This is a genomic window from Bacillus sp. FSL R5-0709 (genome assembly GCF_038004785.1).
Classification (GTDB): domain Bacteria; phylum Bacillota; class Bacilli; order Bacillales; family Bacillaceae_G; genus Bacillus_A; species Bacillus_A mycoides.
The window spans coordinates 3,637,138-3,655,861 of sequence record NZ_JBBORT010000001.1 but is presented as its reverse complement, the minus strand read 5'-3'; the positions used below and the strand labels follow the sequence as shown (position 1 = coordinate 3,655,861).

The window sequence follows — 18,724 nt, the reverse complement described above, 5'->3', positions numbered from 1 at the left end:
AAGCGTGAAACTTATTCATTTAACTCATCCACATGAACAAAATAAAATAGAATTACCACCTACTGTAATGGCATTAGGATATTTTGATGGCATTCATTTAGGACATCAACGTGTGATTCGAACAGCGAAAAAAATAGCGGATGAAAGAGGATGTAAAAGTGCTGTCATGACGTTCCATCCACACCCATCTGTTGTATTAGGAAAAAAAGAAGCGCATGTGGAGTATATTACACCGATGCGCCTTAAAGAAGAAATCATCGCAAGTTTAGGAATTGATATCTTATATGTGGTGAAATTCGATGAGCCATTTGCTGGATTATTACCACAGCAGTTTGTCGATGAGTATATTATTGGTTTAAATGTAAAGCATGTAGTAGCAGGCTTTGATTATTCATATGGACGTTTAGGAAAAGGGAAGATGGAGACTTTACCATTTCATGCAAGAGGGGAGTTTACACAGACCGTGATCGAAAAAGTTGAATATCAAGAAGAAAAAGTAAGTTCTACTTCATTACGAAAGTTAATTCGAAACGGTGAAATGGAACAAATTCCATCTATTTTAGGGAGAGCTTACACGGTAGAAGGAACAGTTGTACACGGTGATAAGCGTGGACGTCAAATTGGTTTCCCAACTGCAAATGTAGGTTTAAGTGATGAATATTTGTTGCCACCTGTAGGTGTATATGCGGTAAGATTGAAGGTTCATGATGAATGGCATGATGGTGTATGTAATATCGGATATAAACCAACTTTCAAAGAGAATGAGCGTCAATTATCTATTGAAGTGCATCTATTTGAATTTAATAAAGACATATACGATCAAAGTGTTACAGTGGAATGGCACATGCGTATAAGAGAAGAAAAAAAGTTTAATGGAATTGATGAGTTAGTTGCTCAAATCGCTCAAGATAAAAAGGTTGCCCAAGAATATTTTGCGAGCGTAAAGAATATACTTGCTTTTTCAAATGAAAAGTAGTATTCTATGTTATGTACTTTATGACAACCATTACTTGGCATTGCGACTCACCGATGCTTGCTAGGTAACTGGGGGTTTAATTATTAGGAGGTGAAATAGGATGGCTTTAACACAAGAGCGTAAAAATGAAATCATTGCACAATTTAGAACTCATGAGACTGATACTGGTTCTCCAGAGGTTCAAATTGCTGTCCTAACGGAGCAAATTAACACTCTAAACGAGCACTTACGTACTCACAAGAAGGATCATCATTCACGTCGTGGTCTATTAAAGATGGTTGGTAAACGTCGTAACTTACTTACTTACCTTCGTAATAGCGATATCACACGTTACCGTGAATTAATCACAAAGCTTGGCTTACGTCGATAGTCAAAGAAGCGGGAATATTCCCGCTTTTTTGTTAGGTAAAAATATATCTTCTACTCTTTATAGCTTACTTAATTTTCGGCAATACTAGAGGAAAGAATATTGTGATATACTATCCATTTACATAGAAGAATTGAATATTTTAAATTGAGAGGGGTACTTAAATGAGTCAGGAAAAGCAAGTCTTCTCGATAGATTTAGCTGGTCGTCAGCTAACAATTGAAACAAGTCAGCTTGCAAAACAAGCAAACGGAGCAGTATTAGTAAGATACGGCGACACAGCAGTTCTATCTACAGCAACTGCATCAAAAGAGCCAAAAAATGTAGATTTCTTCCCGCTTACAGTAAACTATGAAGAGCGTTTATATGCAGTTGGAAAAATCCCAGGCGGTTTTATTAAGCGCGAAGGCCGTCCAAGTGAAAAAGCAATTTTAGCAAGTCGTTTAATTGACCGTCCAATCCGTCCACTTTTCGCAGATGGTTTCCGTAATGAAGTACAAGTTGTCAGCATCGTAATGAGTGTTGATCAAGACTGTTCTTCTGAAATGGCAGCTATGCTTGGTTCTTCATTAGCATTATCTATTTCAGATATTCCATTTGAAGGTCCAATCGCAGGTGCGACAGTTGGTCGTATTAATGGCGAGTTCGTTATTAATCCAACAGTAGAACAGCAAGAACAAAGTGATATGCACCTTGTTGTAGCTGGTACGAAAGATGCAATTAACATGGTTGAAGCAGGAGCGGATCAAGTACCTGAAGAAACAATGTTAGAAGCAATTATGTTTGGACACGATGAAATTAAACGTCTAATTGCATTCCAAGAAGAGATTGTACAAGCTGTCGGTAAAGAGAAAACAGCAGTGAAACTTTATGAAGTGGATGCTGATTTGAACCAAGCTGTACGTGAAATGGCTGAGACAGATATGCATTCTGCAATTCAAGTGCACGAAAAACATGCACGTGAAGATGCAATTAGCGTAGTGAAAAAGCGTGTAATTGAGCATTACGAAGCTGAGGAAGCTGATGCTGATACATTAGGACAAGTAAGTGAGATTTTATATAAAATTGTAAAAGAAGAAGTACGTCGTCTTATTACAGTTGAAAAAATCCGCCCAGATGGTCGTAAAGGTGACGAAATTCGTCCTTTAGCATCAGAGGTTGGCATTTTATCTCGTACACATGGTTCTGGTCTATTCACACGTGGACAAACGCAAGCATTAAGTATTTGTACATTAGGTGCATTAGGCGATGTGCAAATTTTAGATGGTCTAGGTGTAGAAGAGTCAAAACGCTTTATGCACCATTATAATTTCCCTTCATTTAGTGTTGGTGAAACAAGACCAATGCGTGGACCAGGTCGTCGTGAAATTGGTCACGGAGCACTAGGAGAACGTGCTCTTGAACCTGTACTTCCATCTGAAAAGGATTTCCCATATACAGTTCGTCTTGTATCTGAAGTATTAGAGTCAAATGGTTCTACTTCACAAGCGAGTATTTGCGGTAGTACATTAGCGATGATGGATGCGGGTGTACCACTTAAAGCACCAGTTGCTGGTATTGCAATGGGTCTAGTGAAATCTGGTGAGCATTATACAATTTTAACAGATATTCAAGGAATGGAAGACCATTTAGGTGATATGGACTTTAAAGTAGCAGGTACTGCAAAAGGTGTAACTGCACTACAAATGGACATTAAAATCGATGGTTTATCTCGTGAGATTTTAGAAGAAGCATTACAACAAGCGAAAGTTGGTCGTATGCACATTCTAAATCACATGTTATCTGTTATCGCTGAACCTCGCATTGAGTTATCTGCGTATGCTCCGAAGATTATTACAATGGCAATTAACCCAGATAAAATTCGTGATGTTATTGGACCAAGTGGTAAACAGATCAATAAAATCATTGAAGAAACTGGCGTTAAAATTGACATCGAGCAAGATGGTACAGTATTCATTTCATCAATTAATCAAGAGATGAATGAAAAAGCGAAGAAAATTATCGAAGATATCGTTCGCGAAGTACAAGTAGGCGAAATCTACTTAGGAAAAGTTAAACGCGTTGAAAAATTCGGTGCGTTCGTTGAATTATTTAGCGGTAAAGATGGACTTGTTCACATTTCTGAACTTGCACTTGAGCGTGTAGGTAAGGTAGAAGACGTTGTGAAAATCGGTGATGAGATTTCAGTTAAAGTTATCGAGATTGACAAACAAGGTCGTGTAAACTTATCTAGAAAAGTATTGCTAAAAGAAGAGCAAGAAAAAGAAGCAGCTAAAGAAGACGCAGCTAAAGAAGAAAACGCACAAGAGCAACAATAAGTGAAAGCCAGTATAGCTGGCTTTTTTTGTTATGTAAAAAATGTGATTCATTTAGATTTTTATGTGAGTATAGGTATAGTTTTCATCATAACGCTCAAATTAACAAAGATAAGAAGAAAATGGTTTCTTTTTTATAGTTAATGGGAGGGTTTATATGAAAGCTCGTATATTAGCGTACATATTTATATTTTCTTTATATATGGGTTGTGGCTCTTATTCCGTTTTTGCGCAGGATAACTTGTATGAAGAGATTCAAAAGCATGTAAAACAGTACGAGATTATGCCGCAAAATGCGATGATTGATAAGATTTGGAAGGCGACGCCTGGGTATAATGGAAAACAAGTGGATATAGAAGCGTCCTATAATAATATGAAGAAAATCAAGAAGTTTGATCAAAAACAACTTGAATTTAAGGAAGTATCACCGAGTGTTCACTTAGAAGATTTACCACCAGCTCCCATTTATCGAGGACATCCAAATAAAAAGATGGTGGGATTAACAATTAATGTGGCCTGGGGTAATGAGTATTTGCCACGTATATTAGAGATATTGAAAAAACATGATGTGAAGGCGACTTTCTTTTTAGAAGGACGCTGGGTGAAAGAAAACTTACGATTTGCCAAAATGATTGTCGATGCAAATCAAGAAGTAGGAAATCATTCTTACACACACCCTAATATGAAAACGCTGTCTACAGATGAAATACGAGATCAATTACAAAAAACGAATCGAATGATAGAAGCAGCTACAAATCAGAAAGTGAGATGGTTTGCTCCGCCAAGTGGAAGTTTTCGGGATGAGGTAGTAAAAATAGCGGATGATTTCCAAATGGGGACGATTATGTGGACTGTAGATACAATTGATTGGAAGCGGCCAGAACCGGGTGTGCTATTGCAGAGAGTAATGCGAAAAATACATCCAGGTGCTATTGTGCTAATGCATCCTACTTCATCTACAACAGAAGCGCTAGATACTATGATTAAAAATTTAAAGGAACAAGGATATAAAGTGGGGAATATTACAGAATTACTAGATGAAAAACGTGTGGATTAAATACATTTGCATGACATTCATCTCTAAACTTGTTATCATTAAATAATAGCAATTATTTAGAGAAACTGGCATTAGGAGGAAAGTTTTTGATTAAAAAATATACGTGTAAAAATGGTGTAAGAATTGTTATGGAGAATATACCAACTGTACGCTCGGTTGCGATTGGTATATGGATCCACGCAGGTTCAAGAAATGAAAATGAAAAAAATAATGGGGTTTCGCACTTTTTGGAACATATGTTCTTTAAAGGGACAGAAACGCGAAGTGCAAGAGAGATTGCAGAATCATTTGATAGCATTGGTGGACAAGTAAATGCTTTTACTTCAAAAGAATATACATGTTACTATGCGAAAGTGCTAGATGAGCATGCTAAATATGCATTAGATGTTTTAGCAGATATGTTCTTTAATTCAACATTTGATGAGGAAGAACTGAAAAAAGAGAAGAATGTTGTATGTGAAGAAATAAAAATGTACGAAGATGCGCCAGATGATATTGTGCATGATATGTTAACGAAAGCAACATATGAAACGCATCCGCTTGGATATCCTATTTTAGGAACAGAAGAAACGCTTGAAACATTTACAGGTGATACGTTACGTCAATATATGAAAGATCATTACACACCTGAAAATGTTGTTGTATCAATTGCAGGGAATATTGATGAAGCATTTTTACAAACTGTAGAGCAATATTTCGGTAGTTACGAAGGGACAACAAATCGTGAACAAGTACATAGCCCAATTTTCCATTTCAATAAAGTAGCACGTAAGAAGGAAACAGAACAAGCTCATTTATGTTTAGGATATAAAGGCTTGCAAATGGGACACGAAGATATTTATAATTTAATTGTATTAAATAATGTTTTAGGCGGTAGTATGAGTAGCCGTTTATTCCAAGAAGTACGTGAACAACGTGGATTGGCGTACTCAGTATTCTCTTATCACTCTTCTTATGAAGATACAGGAATGTTAACACTTTACGGTGGAACAGGTAGTAAACAATTAGATACACTGTATGAAACAATGCAAGAAACGTTAAATACGTTGAAAAATACAGGTATTACAGAAAAAGAGCTTGTTAATAGTAAAGAACAATTAAAAGGAAACTTAATGTTAAGTTTAGAAAGTACGAATAGTCGTATGAGCCGTAATGGTAAAAACGAATTGCTTCTTCGTAAACATCGTTCTCTTGATGAGATTATTGAAAGTGTAAACACTGTAACAAAGCAAAATGTAGACGAGTTAATTCGCAATATGTTTACCGATGAATTCTCTGCGGCACTTATTAGTCCAGATGGAAAACTGCCAAAAGGAATGAAACTTTAAGCGATCTTGTAATTCATTCGCTTTCGGAAATAACCGTATCTCTTTTATATGAGATACGGTTATTTTTTTTATATATGCAGAATAGGTACTTATTATAGGATAACCTTCATAAAAAGTAGGATAGGGGGAGATTTAATGCGTTTAAGTGAATTAAGTGGCAAAGAGATTGTGGATTTAGAAAGAGCAGAAAAAATGGGAGTTTTAGGTCATGCAGATTTAGAAATTGATGAGAGAGATGGAAAAATACAAGCGCTTATTATACCTGCTGGGAAATGGGGAGGTTTTAAAAGAGAACAGCAAGAAGTGAGAGTAGAATGGAGCAAAATAAAGAAGGTTGGAAATGATATGATACTTTGCGATCTTACGAACCATTCAAGATCATAGTGAAAGATGACCATTTTGGTTGTCTTTTTTTTATCTTTATATAAAGAAGATAAATCACGTGTGCTTTTTGTTTTTCAATCACCTCAAACTCGTACATTACATATGATGTGGAGGAAAAAGAAAAAGTAGGCATTTTTCTTATAAATGAAAGAAAAAGAAGGTGAATTAGGGAATGTTGACTGAGATGCATATTGCTGTCATAGGAGGAGATGCACGGCAGCTAGAAGTAATTCGCAAGCTAGTCGAACTGGACGCGAAACTTTCATTAATAGGGTTTGAACAGTTAGATCATGGCTTCACAGGGGCAGCAAAGGAAAGTATACAAGATTTAAATTTCACTTCTTTAGATGCAATTATTTTGCCGGTTGCAGGGACGAATGCCAGAGGAGAAGTAGATACTATTTTTTCAAATGAGAAAGTTTCCATAACGAAAGAACAAATTGAAAAGACACCAGAAAACTTCACTATATATTCAGGTATTGGTACACCTTACTTGGAAAATCTCGTAGCTACTACAAATCGCAAACTTGTAAAATTATTTGATCGTGATGATGTTGCAATCTATAACTCTATTCCGACCGTAGAAGGTACACTAATGATGGTTATTCAACATACTGATTACACAATTCATGGATCGAATGTAATGGTTTTAGGATTTGGTAGAACTGGTATGAGTGTTGCAAGAGCCTTTCAATCATTAGGAGCACATGTCAAAGTTGGAGCGAGACGTTCGGAACATATTGCTCGTATTACAGAAATGATGTTTTCTCCTTTTCATATGCAAGACATAGAGAAAGAAGTAGGTAATATCGATATTGTTATTAATACAATTCCGCATCTCGTTGTGACAGCGAATGTTATTTCAAAAATGCCAGCTCATACGCTAGTTATTGATTTAGCTTCTAAGCCAGGTGGCACGGACTTTCGCTATGCGGAGAAGCGTGGAGTGAAGGCATTATTAGCACCTGGTCTTCCTGGGATTGTTGCACCGAAAACAGCAGGACAAATATTAGCGAATGTTCTTTCTCAGTTATTAATAGCGGATGCAATCGCAAAGGAGGATGATGAGAAATGAGTTTGAAGGGAAAACGAATTGGTTTCGGATTTACAGGGTCACATTGTACGTATGAAGAAGTTATGCCACATTTAGAGAAGTTAATTGCAGAAGGTGCAGAAGTACGTCCCGTTGTTTCTTATACTGTCCAATCAACAAATACTAGATTTGGCGAAGGGGAAGAATGGATTAAAAAGATCGAAGAAATAACCGGTTTTAAGGCAATTAATTCAATCGTTGGCGCAGAGCCACTAGGACCGAAAATTCCACTAGATTGCATGGTGATCGCACCACTAACAGGGAATTCGATGAGTAAATTTGCAAATGCAATGACAGACTCTCCAGTATTAATGGCAGCAAAAGCGACGCTTAGAAATGGGAAGCCTGTTGTGTTAGCTGTTTCGACGAATGATGCGTTGGGGCTTAATGGAGTAAATCTAATGCGCCTAATGGCTACAAAAGACATCTACTTCGTACCATTTGGCCAAGATGCACCAGAGAAAAAACCGAACTCAATGGTAGCTCGTATGGAGTTACTTGAAGATACAGTATTGGAAGCGCTACAAGGAAAACAATTACAACCTGTTGTTGTAGAAAAATTCAGATATATGAATTAAAAAACGAAAAAAACGTACAATTTTTGTTGAAACCATCATTCTTACTGTAGAATATGATAAAATTAACGTTATTAAGATTAGAGGGGGCATTGTAAGCTCCTTCTAATTCTAAGTTATAGAAGGATTGGTATCTAGAAAGGGGCATAGTGATGGAAAAGCAAAAAACTTTTCATGTCGCTGTAGTTGGAGCAACCGGCGCAGTTGGTGAACAAATGTTAAATACTTTAGAGAAACGAGAATTTCCAATTGGGAAGTTAACGTTACTTTCATCTAAACGATCTGCAGGTAAGAAACTTGTATTTAAAGGCGAAGAATTTACAGTTCAAGAGGCAACTCCTGAAAGTTTTGAAGGAGTAGATATTGCACTATTTAGTGCAGGTGGATCTGTATCGAAACAATTAGCGCCAGAAGCAGCAAAGCGCGGTGCAATTGTTGTTGATAATACAAGTGCATTCCGTATGACAGAAAACGTGCCACTTGTTGTACCTGAAGTAAATGAAAATGATTTAAAAGAACATAATGGTATTATTGCAAATCCAAACTGTTCTACAATTCAAATGGTAGTAGCTCTTGAGCCAGTTCGTCAGCAATATGGTTTAAAACGAGTAATCGTTTCCACATATCAAGCTGTATCAGGTGCTGGTGCGGCAGCTATTGAAGAACTTCATGAACAATCACAAGCAATCTTAAATGGCGAAGAAGTAAAGGCGAATGTTTTACCTGTATCAGGTGACGAAAAGCATTTCCAAATCGCTTTTAATGCTATTCCACAGATTGATAAATTCCAAGATAATGGATTTACATTCGAAGAAATGAAAATGATTAATGAAACGAAAAAAATTATGCATATGCCTGAATTAGAAGTAGCTGCGACATGTGTACGTTTACCAGTTGTATCGGGTCATTCCGAGTCTGTATACATTGAAGTAGATAAAGAAGGCGTAACAGTAGAAGAAATGAAAAACTTACTTGCAAATGCAGAAGGTATTGTACTGCAAGATAATCCAGCAGAGCAGTTATATCCAATGCCAGCTACTGCAGTAGGTAAAAATGAAGTATTCGTTGGAAGAATCCGTAAAGATTTAAATAATGATAAAGGATTCCACCTTTGGGTCGTATCTGATAACTTATTAAAAGGCGCTGCATGGAATTCTGTTCAAATTGCAGAGCGCTTAGTAAAATTACAATTAGTGTAAACGGCTAAGAGAAGGTGCAAAATATGAAAATTATTGTTCAAAAATTTGGTGGTACATCAGTACGTGATGACAATGGGCGCAAGCATGCGCTTCACCATATAAAAAAATCGTTAGCTGCTGGTTATAAAGTAGTTACTGTTGTATCAGCAATGGGCCGTAAAGGTGAACCGTATGCAACTGATACGTTATTAAGTCTTGTAAATCAAGAGGAACCTAATATTTCTAAACGTGAGCAAGATTTATTATTATCATGCGGAGAATTAATCTCAGCAATTGTTTTCTCTAACATGTTGAATGAGAATGGTATAAAAGCAGCAGCATTAAATGGTGCGCAAGCTGGTTTTGTAACGAATAATGACTTTACGAATGCTAAGATTATTGAAATGAATTGCGATCGTATACATGAAGAGTTACAAAATGTAGATGTTATCGTCGTGACTGGATTCCAAGGTCAAACGAAAAATGGAGATACGACAACACTTGGACGCGGAGGTAGTGATACCTCAGCTTCAGCATTAGGTGTTGCGCTTCATGCTGAATATATCGATATCTTCACAGATGTTGAAGGTGTTATGACTGCGGATCCTCGTATCGTAAAAGATGCACGTCATCTTCAAACTGTAACATATAACGAGATTTGTAACATGGCTTATCAGGGTGCGAAAGTTGTTCATCCGCGTGCGGTTGAAATTGCGATGCATGCAAAAGTACCACTTCGTGTACGTTCTACGTATTCTGATAGTGAAGGTACGCTTATTGCGGCATATGATGGTGCTACAAAAGGGCAGGATGTAGAAGAACGTCCTGTTACAGGGATTGCCCATGTGTCAAACGTAACGCAAATTAAAGTGCTTGCAAAAGAAACTGCATATGATTTACAACAACACGTGTTTAAAGAAATGGCTAATGAAGGGATTAGTGTGGACTTAATTAACATTTCTCCTACTGGTGTAGCTTACACAGTAAAGGATAGTGTATCAGCGCGTGCAGTTGAGGTTTTAAAGCAACTTGGATATGATCCAGTGGTGACAGAGCATTGTGCGAAGGTTTCTATCGTTGGTGCTGGAATGGCAGGTATTCCAGGGGTTACAGCGAAAATTGTCACAGCTTTAGCGGAAAAAGGTATTCAAATTCTGCAATCAGCAGATAGTCATACGACAATTTGGGTTCTTGTAAAAGAAGCCGATTTAGTGGAGGCTGTGAATGCATTACATAGTGCATTTGAGCTTTCAAAAGAAAAGCAACTGGAACAATAAGGAGTGAGATCATGATAGATTTTGGGACAATTGCAACCGCGATGGTAACACCGTTTGATAAAAATGGTAATATCGATTTTGCAAAGACAACGAAATTGGTAAATTATTTAATTGATAACGGTACAACAGCAATCGTGGTAGGAGGGACGACTGGAGAATCTCCTACATTAACATCAGAAGAAAAAGTAGCGTTATATCGCCATGTCGTATCTGTTGTCGATAAAAGGGTACCCGTCATCGCTGGAACAGGTAGCAATAATACGCATGCTTCTGTCGATTTAACAAAAAAGGCAACTGAAGTTGGTGTTGATGCAGTTATGCTAGTGGCACCGTATTATAATAAACCGAGTCAAGAAGGGATGTACCAGCACTTTAAAACAATCGCTGAAAGCACTCCGCTTCCGGTAATGCTATATAATGTTCCAGGACGATCTATTGTACAAATCTCCGTTGATACAGTTGTTCGTTTATCAGAAATAGAAAACATTGTTGCGATTAAAGATGCAGGCGGCGATGTATTAACAATGACAGAAATCATTGAAAAAACAGCGGACGACTTTGCAGTATACAGCGGTGATGATGGTTTAACATTACCAGCTATGGCAATTGGAGCAAAAGGTATTGTTTCTGTAGCATCTCATGTTATCGGGAATGAAATGCAAGAAATGATTGCTGCATTCCAAGCTGGAGAGTTCAAAAAAGCGCAGAAATTACATCAATTACTAGTAAAAGTAACGGATGCACTATTTATGGCGCCGAGCCCAACACCAGTAAAAACAGCATTACAAATGGTGGGATTAGATGTAGGTTCTGTACGTTTGCCACTTCTTCCATTAACGGAAGAAGAAAGAATAACGTTACAATCCGTAATGCAATCTATTCCTCGTTAATAAAAATGACCTAGTGTGAAACTAGGTCATTTTTATTTTGACTAACTATATGTAAGTGATGAAAATTAGCTATAGTTAATAGGCTGTAATAAGAAGGGGATGGCAGGGGGGAGAATTAGTAAGAAACTGATTACAGAGATAAGATTTTTTTAGTGAATATCGTTTCATGTTTATGTAAAGAATTTACATGAATATTTTTCCATCAAACTCTTATTACGTAGGGAAAATAGTAAAACTGATATGAATTTTGCCCTCTTAAATTATAATCTCATTTTAGTGTCTTCTCTTGTCTTTCGCATAATTTAACTTGTGTTCTATTTCTTGTATCAGTTATAATATGGCTAAGTAGCTTAGTACGGGTATGCTTAGCAAAATTGGTAAAAATTAAGATTTAATGAAATTTTCATATCATATCGAATAAGATATTTGATTTATATAATGAAAGAGAGGTGAAACCTGGTTTAAAAAATTAACAAGGACATGATATCGCATAACGGTAAGGACATTCGTCTTGGACGGTGAATATATGGTGGTTGTAGAGTTTCCCCTGGTGTCTCTGCAATTTTAGTGAAATCAGTGTTTGCAAGATTTTTAAACCAGGCAACAACATGAAGAGAAAAGAGAATGAGTCTGTTAAAGTATTTGCTCTTGGCGGAGTAGGTGAAATCGGAAAAAACATGTACTGTGTTGAAATTGATTCTGAAATCTTTATTGTAGATGCCGGATTGATGTTCCCGGGAGATGAAATGTTTGGGATTGATATTGTTATTCCTGACATTACATATTTAGTAGAAAATCAAGAGCGAGTAAAAGGACTATTTATTACCCATGGTCATGAAGATCATATTGGTGGAATTGTTTATGTGCTTCGTAAATTATCTATTCCAGTATATGCGACGAAATTAACGGTAGGACTTATACAAGAAAAGCTTGGCGAAGCAGGAATGTTAGGCCGTGTAGACTTAAAAACAATTGACTCGAATTCAACAGTAGAGTTTAATTCAACAAATGTGTCATTCTTCGGAACGACACATAGTATTCCGGATTCTGTGGGTGTTTGTTTCCATACATCAAAAGGTGCTGTAGTATATACAGGAGACTTTAAATTTGATCAAACTCCAATCGGAAATAGTGGAGCAGATCTTGGGAAAATGGCGCAAATTGGAAATGAAGGCGTACTTTGCTTGTTATCTGATAGTACAAACGCTGAACGTCCTGGTTATACAGGTTCGGAAAAAGAAGTTGGTATAGAGATTTCTAAAGTATTCTATAGTTCAGAAGGACGTATTATTGTTGCTTCATTTGCCTCCAATGTACATCGTATTCAACAAGTGTTTGATGCAGCTGCTGAAACTGGAAGGAAAGTAGCGGTAGTAGGACGTAGCATGGTGAAAGTGGTAGATATTGCAAGACGTCTTGGTTATTTAGATGTTCCAGAAGGTATGGTTATTTCATTACAAGAAATAGACAATTTCCCGGAAAAAAAGGTAGCTATCTTAACGACTGGTAGTCAAGGGGAACCGATGGCAGCCCTTTCTAGAATGGCGAAACAAGCTCATAAACAAATTTCAATTCGTAAAGGTGATACTGTTATTATTGCAGCTTCTCCAATTCCAGGAAATGAAGTATCTGTATCAAAAATTATTGACTTGTTATTTAGATCTGGTGCTGAGGTTATTTATTACGGTGAAAGAAAAGTTCACGTTTCAGGTCATGGTAGCCAAGAAGAATTAAAGCTGATGATAAATTTAATGAAGCCGAAGTATTTTGTACCCGTACACGGTGAGTTCCGTATGCAAAAAGCACATGCGTATTTAGCGGAAGATGTAGGTATTGCGAGAGAGAATATCTTTATCGTAGAAAAAGGCGATGTAATTGCTTTTGGTGACGATGAAGCAAAATTAGCTGGTAAAGTGCAAGCTGGTAATGTTTTAATTGATGGATTAGGTGTAGGTGACGTCGGTAACATCGTTCTTCGAGATAGAAAGATGTTATCTCAAGATGGAATTTTAGTTGTTGTTGTAACACTTGGTAAGGATGAAAAGAAAATAATCTCTGGTCCAGAAATTATTTCACGCGGCTTTGTATATGTTCGTGAATCAGAAGCATTAATCGAACGATCCACAGATATTGTACGTATGATTGTTGAACAATCAATTAAAGAATATACAATTGAATGGTCTATGTTGAAACAAAATATTCGTGAATTATTAGGGCAGTTCTTGTACGAAGAAACGAAGAGAAAGCCAATGATTTTACCGATTATTATGGAAGTATAAAGAAGGTCACCTTTACAGGTGATCTTTTTCTTTTTTAACCCTATCGAATGAAATTCATAACTTAAGAAATAATAGTTATATACGAGTGAAAGGGGATGCGATATGACAGAACGTGATCGTTATACAAATGAAGAAAAAGAAGCTGAGCCGAAAGAAGTTCCAAAAGAGGCTTCTATAGTGGAGAAAATTCAGCAACTTGGACAGACAAATGTACCACAAATGAATGAATCGCGTATTCATTGCTTAACAATTGTTGGGCAGGTGGAAGGTCATATTCAGTTGCCACCACAAAATAAAACAACAAAATATGAACACATCATTCCGCAAATTGTCGCGATTGAACAAAATCCAAAAATTGAAGGTTTACTGTTAATATTAAATACAGTTGGGGGTGACGTTGAAGCTGGATTAGCGATTTCTGAAATGGTGGCTTCGCTTTCAAAACCAACTGTATCTCTTGTTTTAGGAGGAGGGCATTCAATCGGTGTACCGATTGCGGTCTCAACTGATTATTCATTTATTGCCGAAACAGCGACGATGACAATTCATCCAATTCGTTTAACAGGTCTTGTTATAGGTGTGCCACAAACATTTGAGTATTTGGATAAAATGCAAGAAAGAGTCATTCGATTTGTGACAAAGCATTCGAAAGTAACGGAAGATCGTTTTAAAGAGCTTATGTTTGCAAAAGGGAATTTGACGCGAGATATTGGGACGAATGTAATAGGTGGAGATGCAGTGAAGTATGGTCTTATAGATGGTGTCGGTGGTATTGGTAGCGCACTTCGAAAATTAAACGAATTAATTGATGAACGCAAGGATAATAGTACAGAAGGGACAATGCTACAATGATTTTATATACAATTATGCCAGAGCAACTTGTGTATCCGGCCGATTATTCACAATGCGAAAGCCAAAAAGTTGTGAATATAAATGGCGTGGAATTAGTGGTTTCTGAGGAGGATAATCAATGTTACTCTATTGTACGTGTATTAAGTACGAATCCGTCTCACTACCTAGAGTTTGAGCCTGGACAGAAAATTACCTTTTAGCAAAAAGAAGGATTTTGTTTAGGAGCTATGGTATAATATAAAAAACAAGACGGTTGAGCAGCCATGAGTAGGCTGCTTTCTTCTGTTTATTTAACATTTTACAAGAAGTGTAAAAATAGAAGATATAAAGACCTGAAAAATAGAGAGAAAGACATGTAAGTAGATCTTTTTTATAAGAAAGTTGTACTTAATTTCTAGAACACGAGGTGAAGAAATGGCAAAACAAAAGCAAAGAGGGACGAAGGCTAAGGCAAGACGTACGATAAAGCCAACTTTGTATTATGAAATCGTCGGGTTGACTCTTTTTGCACTTTCGATTATTACGATTTTACAGCTAGGTGTTGTAGGGAAATCGTTTGTGTTATTTTTTCGCTTCTTCTTTGGTGAGTGGTACATAATTGGTGTGTTAGGTGTAATAGCTTTATCTGTTGCGTTTGTAATAAAGCGGGGATGGCCCAACCTTTTAAATAAACGGCTAATAGGTGTTTATTTAATTGTACTAGCAATATTAATGTTTAGTCATATTACATTATTTAACCTGCTTACGAAAGATGGAGCTGTACAAAATACTTCTGTAATTGTTAGTACAAAAGATTACTTCTTCCTTGAAATGAAAAAGGGCCCGGATAGTGTTCATTTAGGTGGTGGTATGTTCGGTGCATTGATGTTCGCAACGTGCTACTTCTTATTTGACGAAGTAGGGGCATATATCATTGGAATTATTTTAGTTATTCTTGGAATACTTTGTATAACAAATAAACATATTGGAGAAGTACTTGCTCCGGTAGGGAGAATTCTTAGAAGTCAGTTTCAAGTAATGCAAGGGGATTATAAAGATTGGAAATCTCAAAGGGTCGCCGAGCAAACTGAAAAGAAAAAAACAACAAGAAGCAAGAGGCGTGAACGTGTTGCTGAACAAGAAGAAGCTATTGAGCCAGTAGAAGAAATAGAAATTGGTCCACCAATTATTTCGAATTTTACTGAGAATTATCCAGTACGTGAAGAGACGGAAAAGCAGATAGAAGAAAATGATTTAATCACTCCTCCGTTTATTGAAGAGGCAGTTCCGCCTGCGCCAGAAGAACAACCTCACAAGAAACGAGGAGAAAAAATCGTTGAATCGCTAGAAGGTGAAACGAAAGCACCTCCTATGCAATTTTCTAATGTGGAAAATAAAGATTATAAGCTTCCTTCGCTTGATATATTAAAGTTTCCCCAAAATAAGCAAGTTACAAATGAAAATGCGGAAATTTATGAAAATGCTCGTAAATTGGAACGTACATTCCAAAGTTTTGGTGTGAAAGCGAAAGTAACAAAAGTACATAGAGGTCCTGCAGTTACGAAATATGAAGTGTATCCTGATATGGGAGTAAAGGTAAGTAAAATTGTTAGTTTAAGTGATGATTTAGCGCTTGCTTTAGCAGCGAAAGACATTCGTATTGAAGCACCTATTCCCGGGAAATCAGCTGTAGGGATTGAGGTTCCGAATTCAGAAGTTTCTATGGTAACGCTGAGAGAAGTTCTTGATTCAAAGGCGAATAACCACCCAGAAGAGAAGTTATTAATCGGTCTTGGACGTGATGTTACAGGAGAGGCTGTATTGGCACGTTTAAATAAAATGCCCCATTTATTAGTAGCTGGTGCGACTGGTAGTGGAAAGAGTGTATGTATTAATGGAATTATTGTAAGTATTTTAATGCGTGCAAAACCGCATGAAGTAAAATTAATGATGATTGATCCGAAAATGGTAGAGTTAAATGTATATAACGGTGTTCCGCACTTATTAACACCAGTCGTAACTGATCCGAAAAAAGCATCACAGGCTTTGAAGAAAGTTGTGAGTGAAATGGAGCGTCGTTATGAATTATTCGCGCATAGCGGTACGCGTAACATTGAAGGATATAATGATTATATTAAAGAACATAATAGCCAATCGGAAGCGAAACAACCTGAATTACCATATATTGTAGTAATTGTGGACGAGTTAGCTGATTTAATGATGGTTGCTTCTTCGGATGTAGAAGATGCGATTATGCGTTTAGCGCAAATGGCACGTGCTGCTGGTATTCATTTAATTATTGCGACTCAGCGCCCGTCAGTTGATGTTATCACAGGTGTTATTAAAGCGAATATTCCATCGCGTATTGCATTTGCTGTATCTTCCCAAATAGATTCTCGAACGATTCTTGACGGTGGTGGTGCAGAAAAGTTGCTAGGTCGTGGAGATATGTTATTCATACCAATTGGTGCATCGAAACCTGTTCGTGTACAAGGGGCATTTTTATCAGATGATGAAGTTGAGAGAGTCGTAGAATCTGTTATTGCGCAGCAAAAAGCGCAATATCAAGAAGATATGATTCCACAAGATGTTCCTGAAACAAAGCAGGAAGTAGAAGATGAATTATACGATGAAGCGGTTCAGCTTGTAGTAGAAATGCAAACAGCATCTGTTTCTATGTTACAACGTAGATTTAGAGTAGGATATACGCGAGCAGCTCGTTTAATTGATGCCATGGAAATGAATGGTGTAGTAGGTCCTTATGAAGGTAGTAAACCAAGGGGAGTACTCATTAAAGATGTGCAAGAAAAAAGTTCTTAAAAAAAGCCTAATTGTTTTTACAATTAGGCTTTTTTATATGCTGTTTTTGTTATATACTATATTCACCGACTAAGAAAGGGCTTACATTTTTAAGGGTCCTTTAGAATACGAATGCTTATCGTTTTGGTTTTCAAAACGTTCGATATTTAATGTAGAAAAATGTTGAAATCTGTTGACACATATGGGAGCAAGTGGTAAGATTACTTCGAAAAGAATCACTGCCTCATATAATCTTGGAGATAAGGTCCATAAGTTTCTACCTGGCAACCATGAATTGCTAGACTATGAGGGGAAAAGTGTGTAACAAAGGATGTAAGGAATCTTTGTGCCGAACTTTTTCTCTATATGAGAAATGTTTATGGTACAAAGTTTTTTTTATGGGATAAAGTGTGAAAATTTCATCTTGAAAAATTATTAATATTTATTCGATAATTACGCTTATTTTTAGTATTTAGTAATTTATACTATGTTGTAAGTTGAAAAAAGAGAAAAGAAGTCTTACATCAGAGGTCGAATAATTGAAATGCGGGGGAGTCTTATGTCAGTAAAATCCGATAGTCGTCACCTATATTTGCGGGTGATTGATCACATCAAAGGGAAAATTAAAGATGGGGCTTACAAAGAAAAACAAAAGTTACCTTCAGAGTTTGATCTAGCGAAAGAACTTGGTGTAAGTAGGGCAACTTTAAGGGAAGCACTACGTATTTTAGAAGAAGAAAATGTTGTTATTCGTAGACATGGTGTAGGGACATTTGTAAATGCGAAGCCGTTATTTTCTTCTGGAATAGAGCAACTTTCTAGTATTACAGATATGATTTCTAGTGTGGGGAAAACACCAGGAACAATCTTTTTATCATCATCTACAACAACTTTAACAGAAGAAGAAAAAGAGAAATTTAATTGTGAAGATGCTTTTAGCGCAGTAATGATTGAACGTGTTCGTACAGCGGATGGGGAACCAGTTGTATATTGCATTGATAAACTGGCAAAAGAGATATTACCAGATTTATCGGGATACAATGAGGAATCGCTGCTTACAGTAATACATAATAATACGCACAAGCGTATCACATACGCAGTTGCTCACATTGAACCGATTGGTTATCACCCGAAAATTTCACCGATTTTAGAATGTGAACCTGAAACGGCACTGCTAGTTTTAAAACAAATGCACTATGATCAAAATGATGAGCCAATCTTATATTCTATTAATTACTTTAGAGCTGATAAGTTTAGCTTCCACGTATTAAGAAAACGTATGTAGGGAAGTTCCTTTTTAGGGAGGTGACAGCAAGAAGTAAGGGACAGCAGCGTATGAATCATTAGACAAAACATTTCAGGAGGGGTTTCTAGT

General features: G+C 36.8%; 16 protein-coding genes and 1 riboswitch. All 16 genes read left to right on the top strand.

From position 1 onward, the window contains the following. Positions 1-4 precede the first annotated feature (4 nt). The 16 genes from ribF to MKX37_RS18480 all read left to right on the top strand — a co-directional run bounded on the left by ribF (position 5) and on the right by MKX37_RS18480 (position 18,634). Entirely contained in the window at positions 5-976 is a 972-nt protein-coding gene (gene ribF, locus MKX37_RS18555; protein ID WP_002128800.1) for a bifunctional riboflavin kinase/FAD synthetase, read from the top strand. Between the two features lie 100 nt (positions 977-1,076). Continuing rightward, positions 1,077-1,346 (top strand): 30S ribosomal protein S15, encoded by a 270-nt coding sequence (gene rpsO / locus MKX37_RS18550; RefSeq protein WP_001229392.1) that lies wholly within the window; start codon positions 1,077-1,079, stop codon positions 1,344-1,346. A gap of 161 nt (positions 1,347-1,507) precedes the next feature. Then, a complete protein-coding gene (pnp, locus tag MKX37_RS18545; protein ID WP_002128799.1) occupies positions 1,508-3,661 on the top strand; it encodes a polyribonucleotide nucleotidyltransferase in 2,154 nt (717 codons plus the stop codon). A 154-nt stretch (positions 3,662-3,815) separates the two neighbouring features. Then, positions 3,816-4,715, top strand: coding sequence for a polysaccharide deacetylase family protein (locus MKX37_RS18540; RefSeq protein WP_002128798.1), 900 nt, complete (start codon positions 3,816-3,818; stop codon positions 4,713-4,715). An 86-nt stretch (positions 4,716-4,801) separates the two neighbouring features. Further along, entirely contained in the window at positions 4,802-6,043 is a 1,242-nt protein-coding gene (locus tag MKX37_RS18535) for a M16 family metallopeptidase (RefSeq protein ID WP_002088150.1), read from the top strand. Positions 6,044-6,178: 135 nt separating this feature from the next. Continuing rightward, the gene (locus tag MKX37_RS18530; RefSeq protein ID WP_002014571.1) at positions 6,179-6,427 is read left to right on the top strand and encodes a YlmC/YmxH family sporulation protein; all 249 of its coding nucleotides are present in this window, start codon (positions 6,179-6,181) and stop codon (positions 6,425-6,427) included. Positions 6,428-6,599: 172 nt separating this feature from the next. Further along, complete coding sequence (gene dpaA / locus MKX37_RS18525) at positions 6,600-7,502, top strand: dipicolinic acid synthetase subunit A (RefSeq protein WP_002128797.1); 903 nt, start codon at positions 6,600-6,602, stop codon at positions 7,500-7,502. Then, positions 7,499-8,098 carry a dipicolinate synthase subunit B gene (gene dpaB, locus MKX37_RS18520; RefSeq protein WP_002111357.1) on the top strand — a complete coding sequence of 200 codons (600 nt, stop codon included), beginning with the start codon at positions 7,499-7,501 and terminating at the stop codon, positions 8,096-8,098. The genes dpaA and dpaB overlap by 4 nt, the downstream gene beginning before the upstream one ends. Positions 8,099-8,247: 149 nt before the next feature. After that, complete coding sequence (gene asd, locus MKX37_RS18515; RefSeq protein WP_002014577.1) at positions 8,248-9,294, top strand: aspartate-semialdehyde dehydrogenase; 1,047 nt, start codon at positions 8,248-8,250, stop codon at positions 9,292-9,294. 23 nt (positions 9,295-9,317) lie between these two features. After that, the gene (gene dapG / locus MKX37_RS18510; RefSeq protein WP_002088068.1) at positions 9,318-10,550 is read left to right on the top strand and encodes an aspartate kinase; all 1,233 of its coding nucleotides are present in this window, start codon (positions 9,318-9,320) and stop codon (positions 10,548-10,550) included. Between the two features lie 11 nt (positions 10,551-10,561). Further along, positions 10,562-11,440: a 4-hydroxy-tetrahydrodipicolinate synthase gene (dapA, locus tag MKX37_RS18505; protein ID WP_002014579.1), complete on the top strand. Its 879-nt coding sequence runs from the start codon at positions 10,562-10,564 to the stop codon at positions 11,438-11,440. Between the two features lie 608 nt (positions 11,441-12,048). Continuing rightward, positions 12,049-13,719, top strand: coding sequence for a ribonuclease J (locus MKX37_RS18500; RefSeq protein WP_002014581.1), 1,671 nt, complete (start codon positions 12,049-12,051; stop codon positions 13,717-13,719). Positions 13,720-13,821: 102 nt separating this feature from the next. Next, entirely contained in the window at positions 13,822-14,571 is a 750-nt protein-coding gene (gene tepA, locus MKX37_RS18495) for a translocation-enhancing protein TepA (protein ID WP_002014582.1), read from the top strand. Then, complete coding sequence (locus MKX37_RS18490; protein ID WP_002088064.1) at positions 14,568-14,771, top strand: YlzJ-like family protein; 204 nt, start codon at positions 14,568-14,570, stop codon at positions 14,769-14,771. The genes tepA and MKX37_RS18490 overlap by 4 nt, the downstream gene beginning before the upstream one ends. Before the next feature lie 214 nt (positions 14,772-14,985). Then, on the top strand, positions 14,986-17,370 hold the full coding sequence (locus MKX37_RS18485; RefSeq protein ID WP_002014584.1) for a DNA translocase FtsK: 2,385 nt from the start codon (positions 14,986-14,988) through the stop codon (positions 17,368-17,370). 203 nt (positions 17,371-17,573) lie between these two features. Continuing rightward, positions 17,574-17,675: riboswitch (purine riboswitch) on the top strand. 233 nt (positions 17,676-17,908) lie between these two features. After that, entirely contained in the window at positions 17,909-18,634 is a 726-nt protein-coding gene (locus tag MKX37_RS18480) for a GntR family transcriptional regulator (RefSeq protein ID WP_002088063.1), read from the top strand. Positions 18,635-18,724: the final 90 nt, after the last annotated feature.

Coding starts and splice junctions, on each gene's coding strand:
- rpsO (WP_001229392.1), top strand. CDS start 1,077: ATGGCTTTAACACAAGAGCGTAAAAATGAAATCATTGCACAATTTAGA.
- pnp (WP_002128799.1), top strand. CDS start 1,508: ATGAGTCAGGAAAAGCAAGTCTTCTCGATAGATTTAGCTGGTCGTCAG.
- MKX37_RS18540 (WP_002128798.1), top strand. CDS start 3,816: ATGAAAGCTCGTATATTAGCGTACATATTTATATTTTCTTTATATATG.
- MKX37_RS18530 (WP_002014571.1), top strand. CDS start 6,179: ATGCGTTTAAGTGAATTAAGTGGCAAAGAGATTGTGGATTTAGAAAGA.
- dpaA (WP_002128797.1), top strand. CDS start 6,600: ATGTTGACTGAGATGCATATTGCTGTCATAGGAGGAGATGCACGGCAG.
- dpaB (WP_002111357.1), top strand. CDS start 7,499: ATGAGTTTGAAGGGAAAACGAATTGGTTTCGGATTTACAGGGTCACAT.
- asd (WP_002014577.1), top strand. CDS start 8,248: ATGGAAAAGCAAAAAACTTTTCATGTCGCTGTAGTTGGAGCAACCGGC.
- dapG (WP_002088068.1), top strand. CDS start 9,318: ATGAAAATTATTGTTCAAAAATTTGGTGGTACATCAGTACGTGATGAC.
- dapA (WP_002014579.1), top strand. CDS start 10,562: ATGATAGATTTTGGGACAATTGCAACCGCGATGGTAACACCGTTTGAT.
- MKX37_RS18500 (WP_002014581.1), top strand. CDS start 12,049: ATGAAGAGAAAAGAGAATGAGTCTGTTAAAGTATTTGCTCTTGGCGGA.
- tepA (WP_002014582.1), top strand. CDS start 13,822: ATGACAGAACGTGATCGTTATACAAATGAAGAAAAAGAAGCTGAGCCG.
- MKX37_RS18490 (WP_002088064.1), top strand. CDS start 14,568: ATGATTTTATATACAATTATGCCAGAGCAACTTGTGTATCCGGCCGAT.
- MKX37_RS18485 (WP_002014584.1), top strand. CDS start 14,986: ATGGCAAAACAAAAGCAAAGAGGGACGAAGGCTAAGGCAAGACGTACG.
- MKX37_RS18480 (WP_002088063.1), top strand. CDS start 17,909: ATGTCAGTAAAATCCGATAGTCGTCACCTATATTTGCGGGTGATTGAT.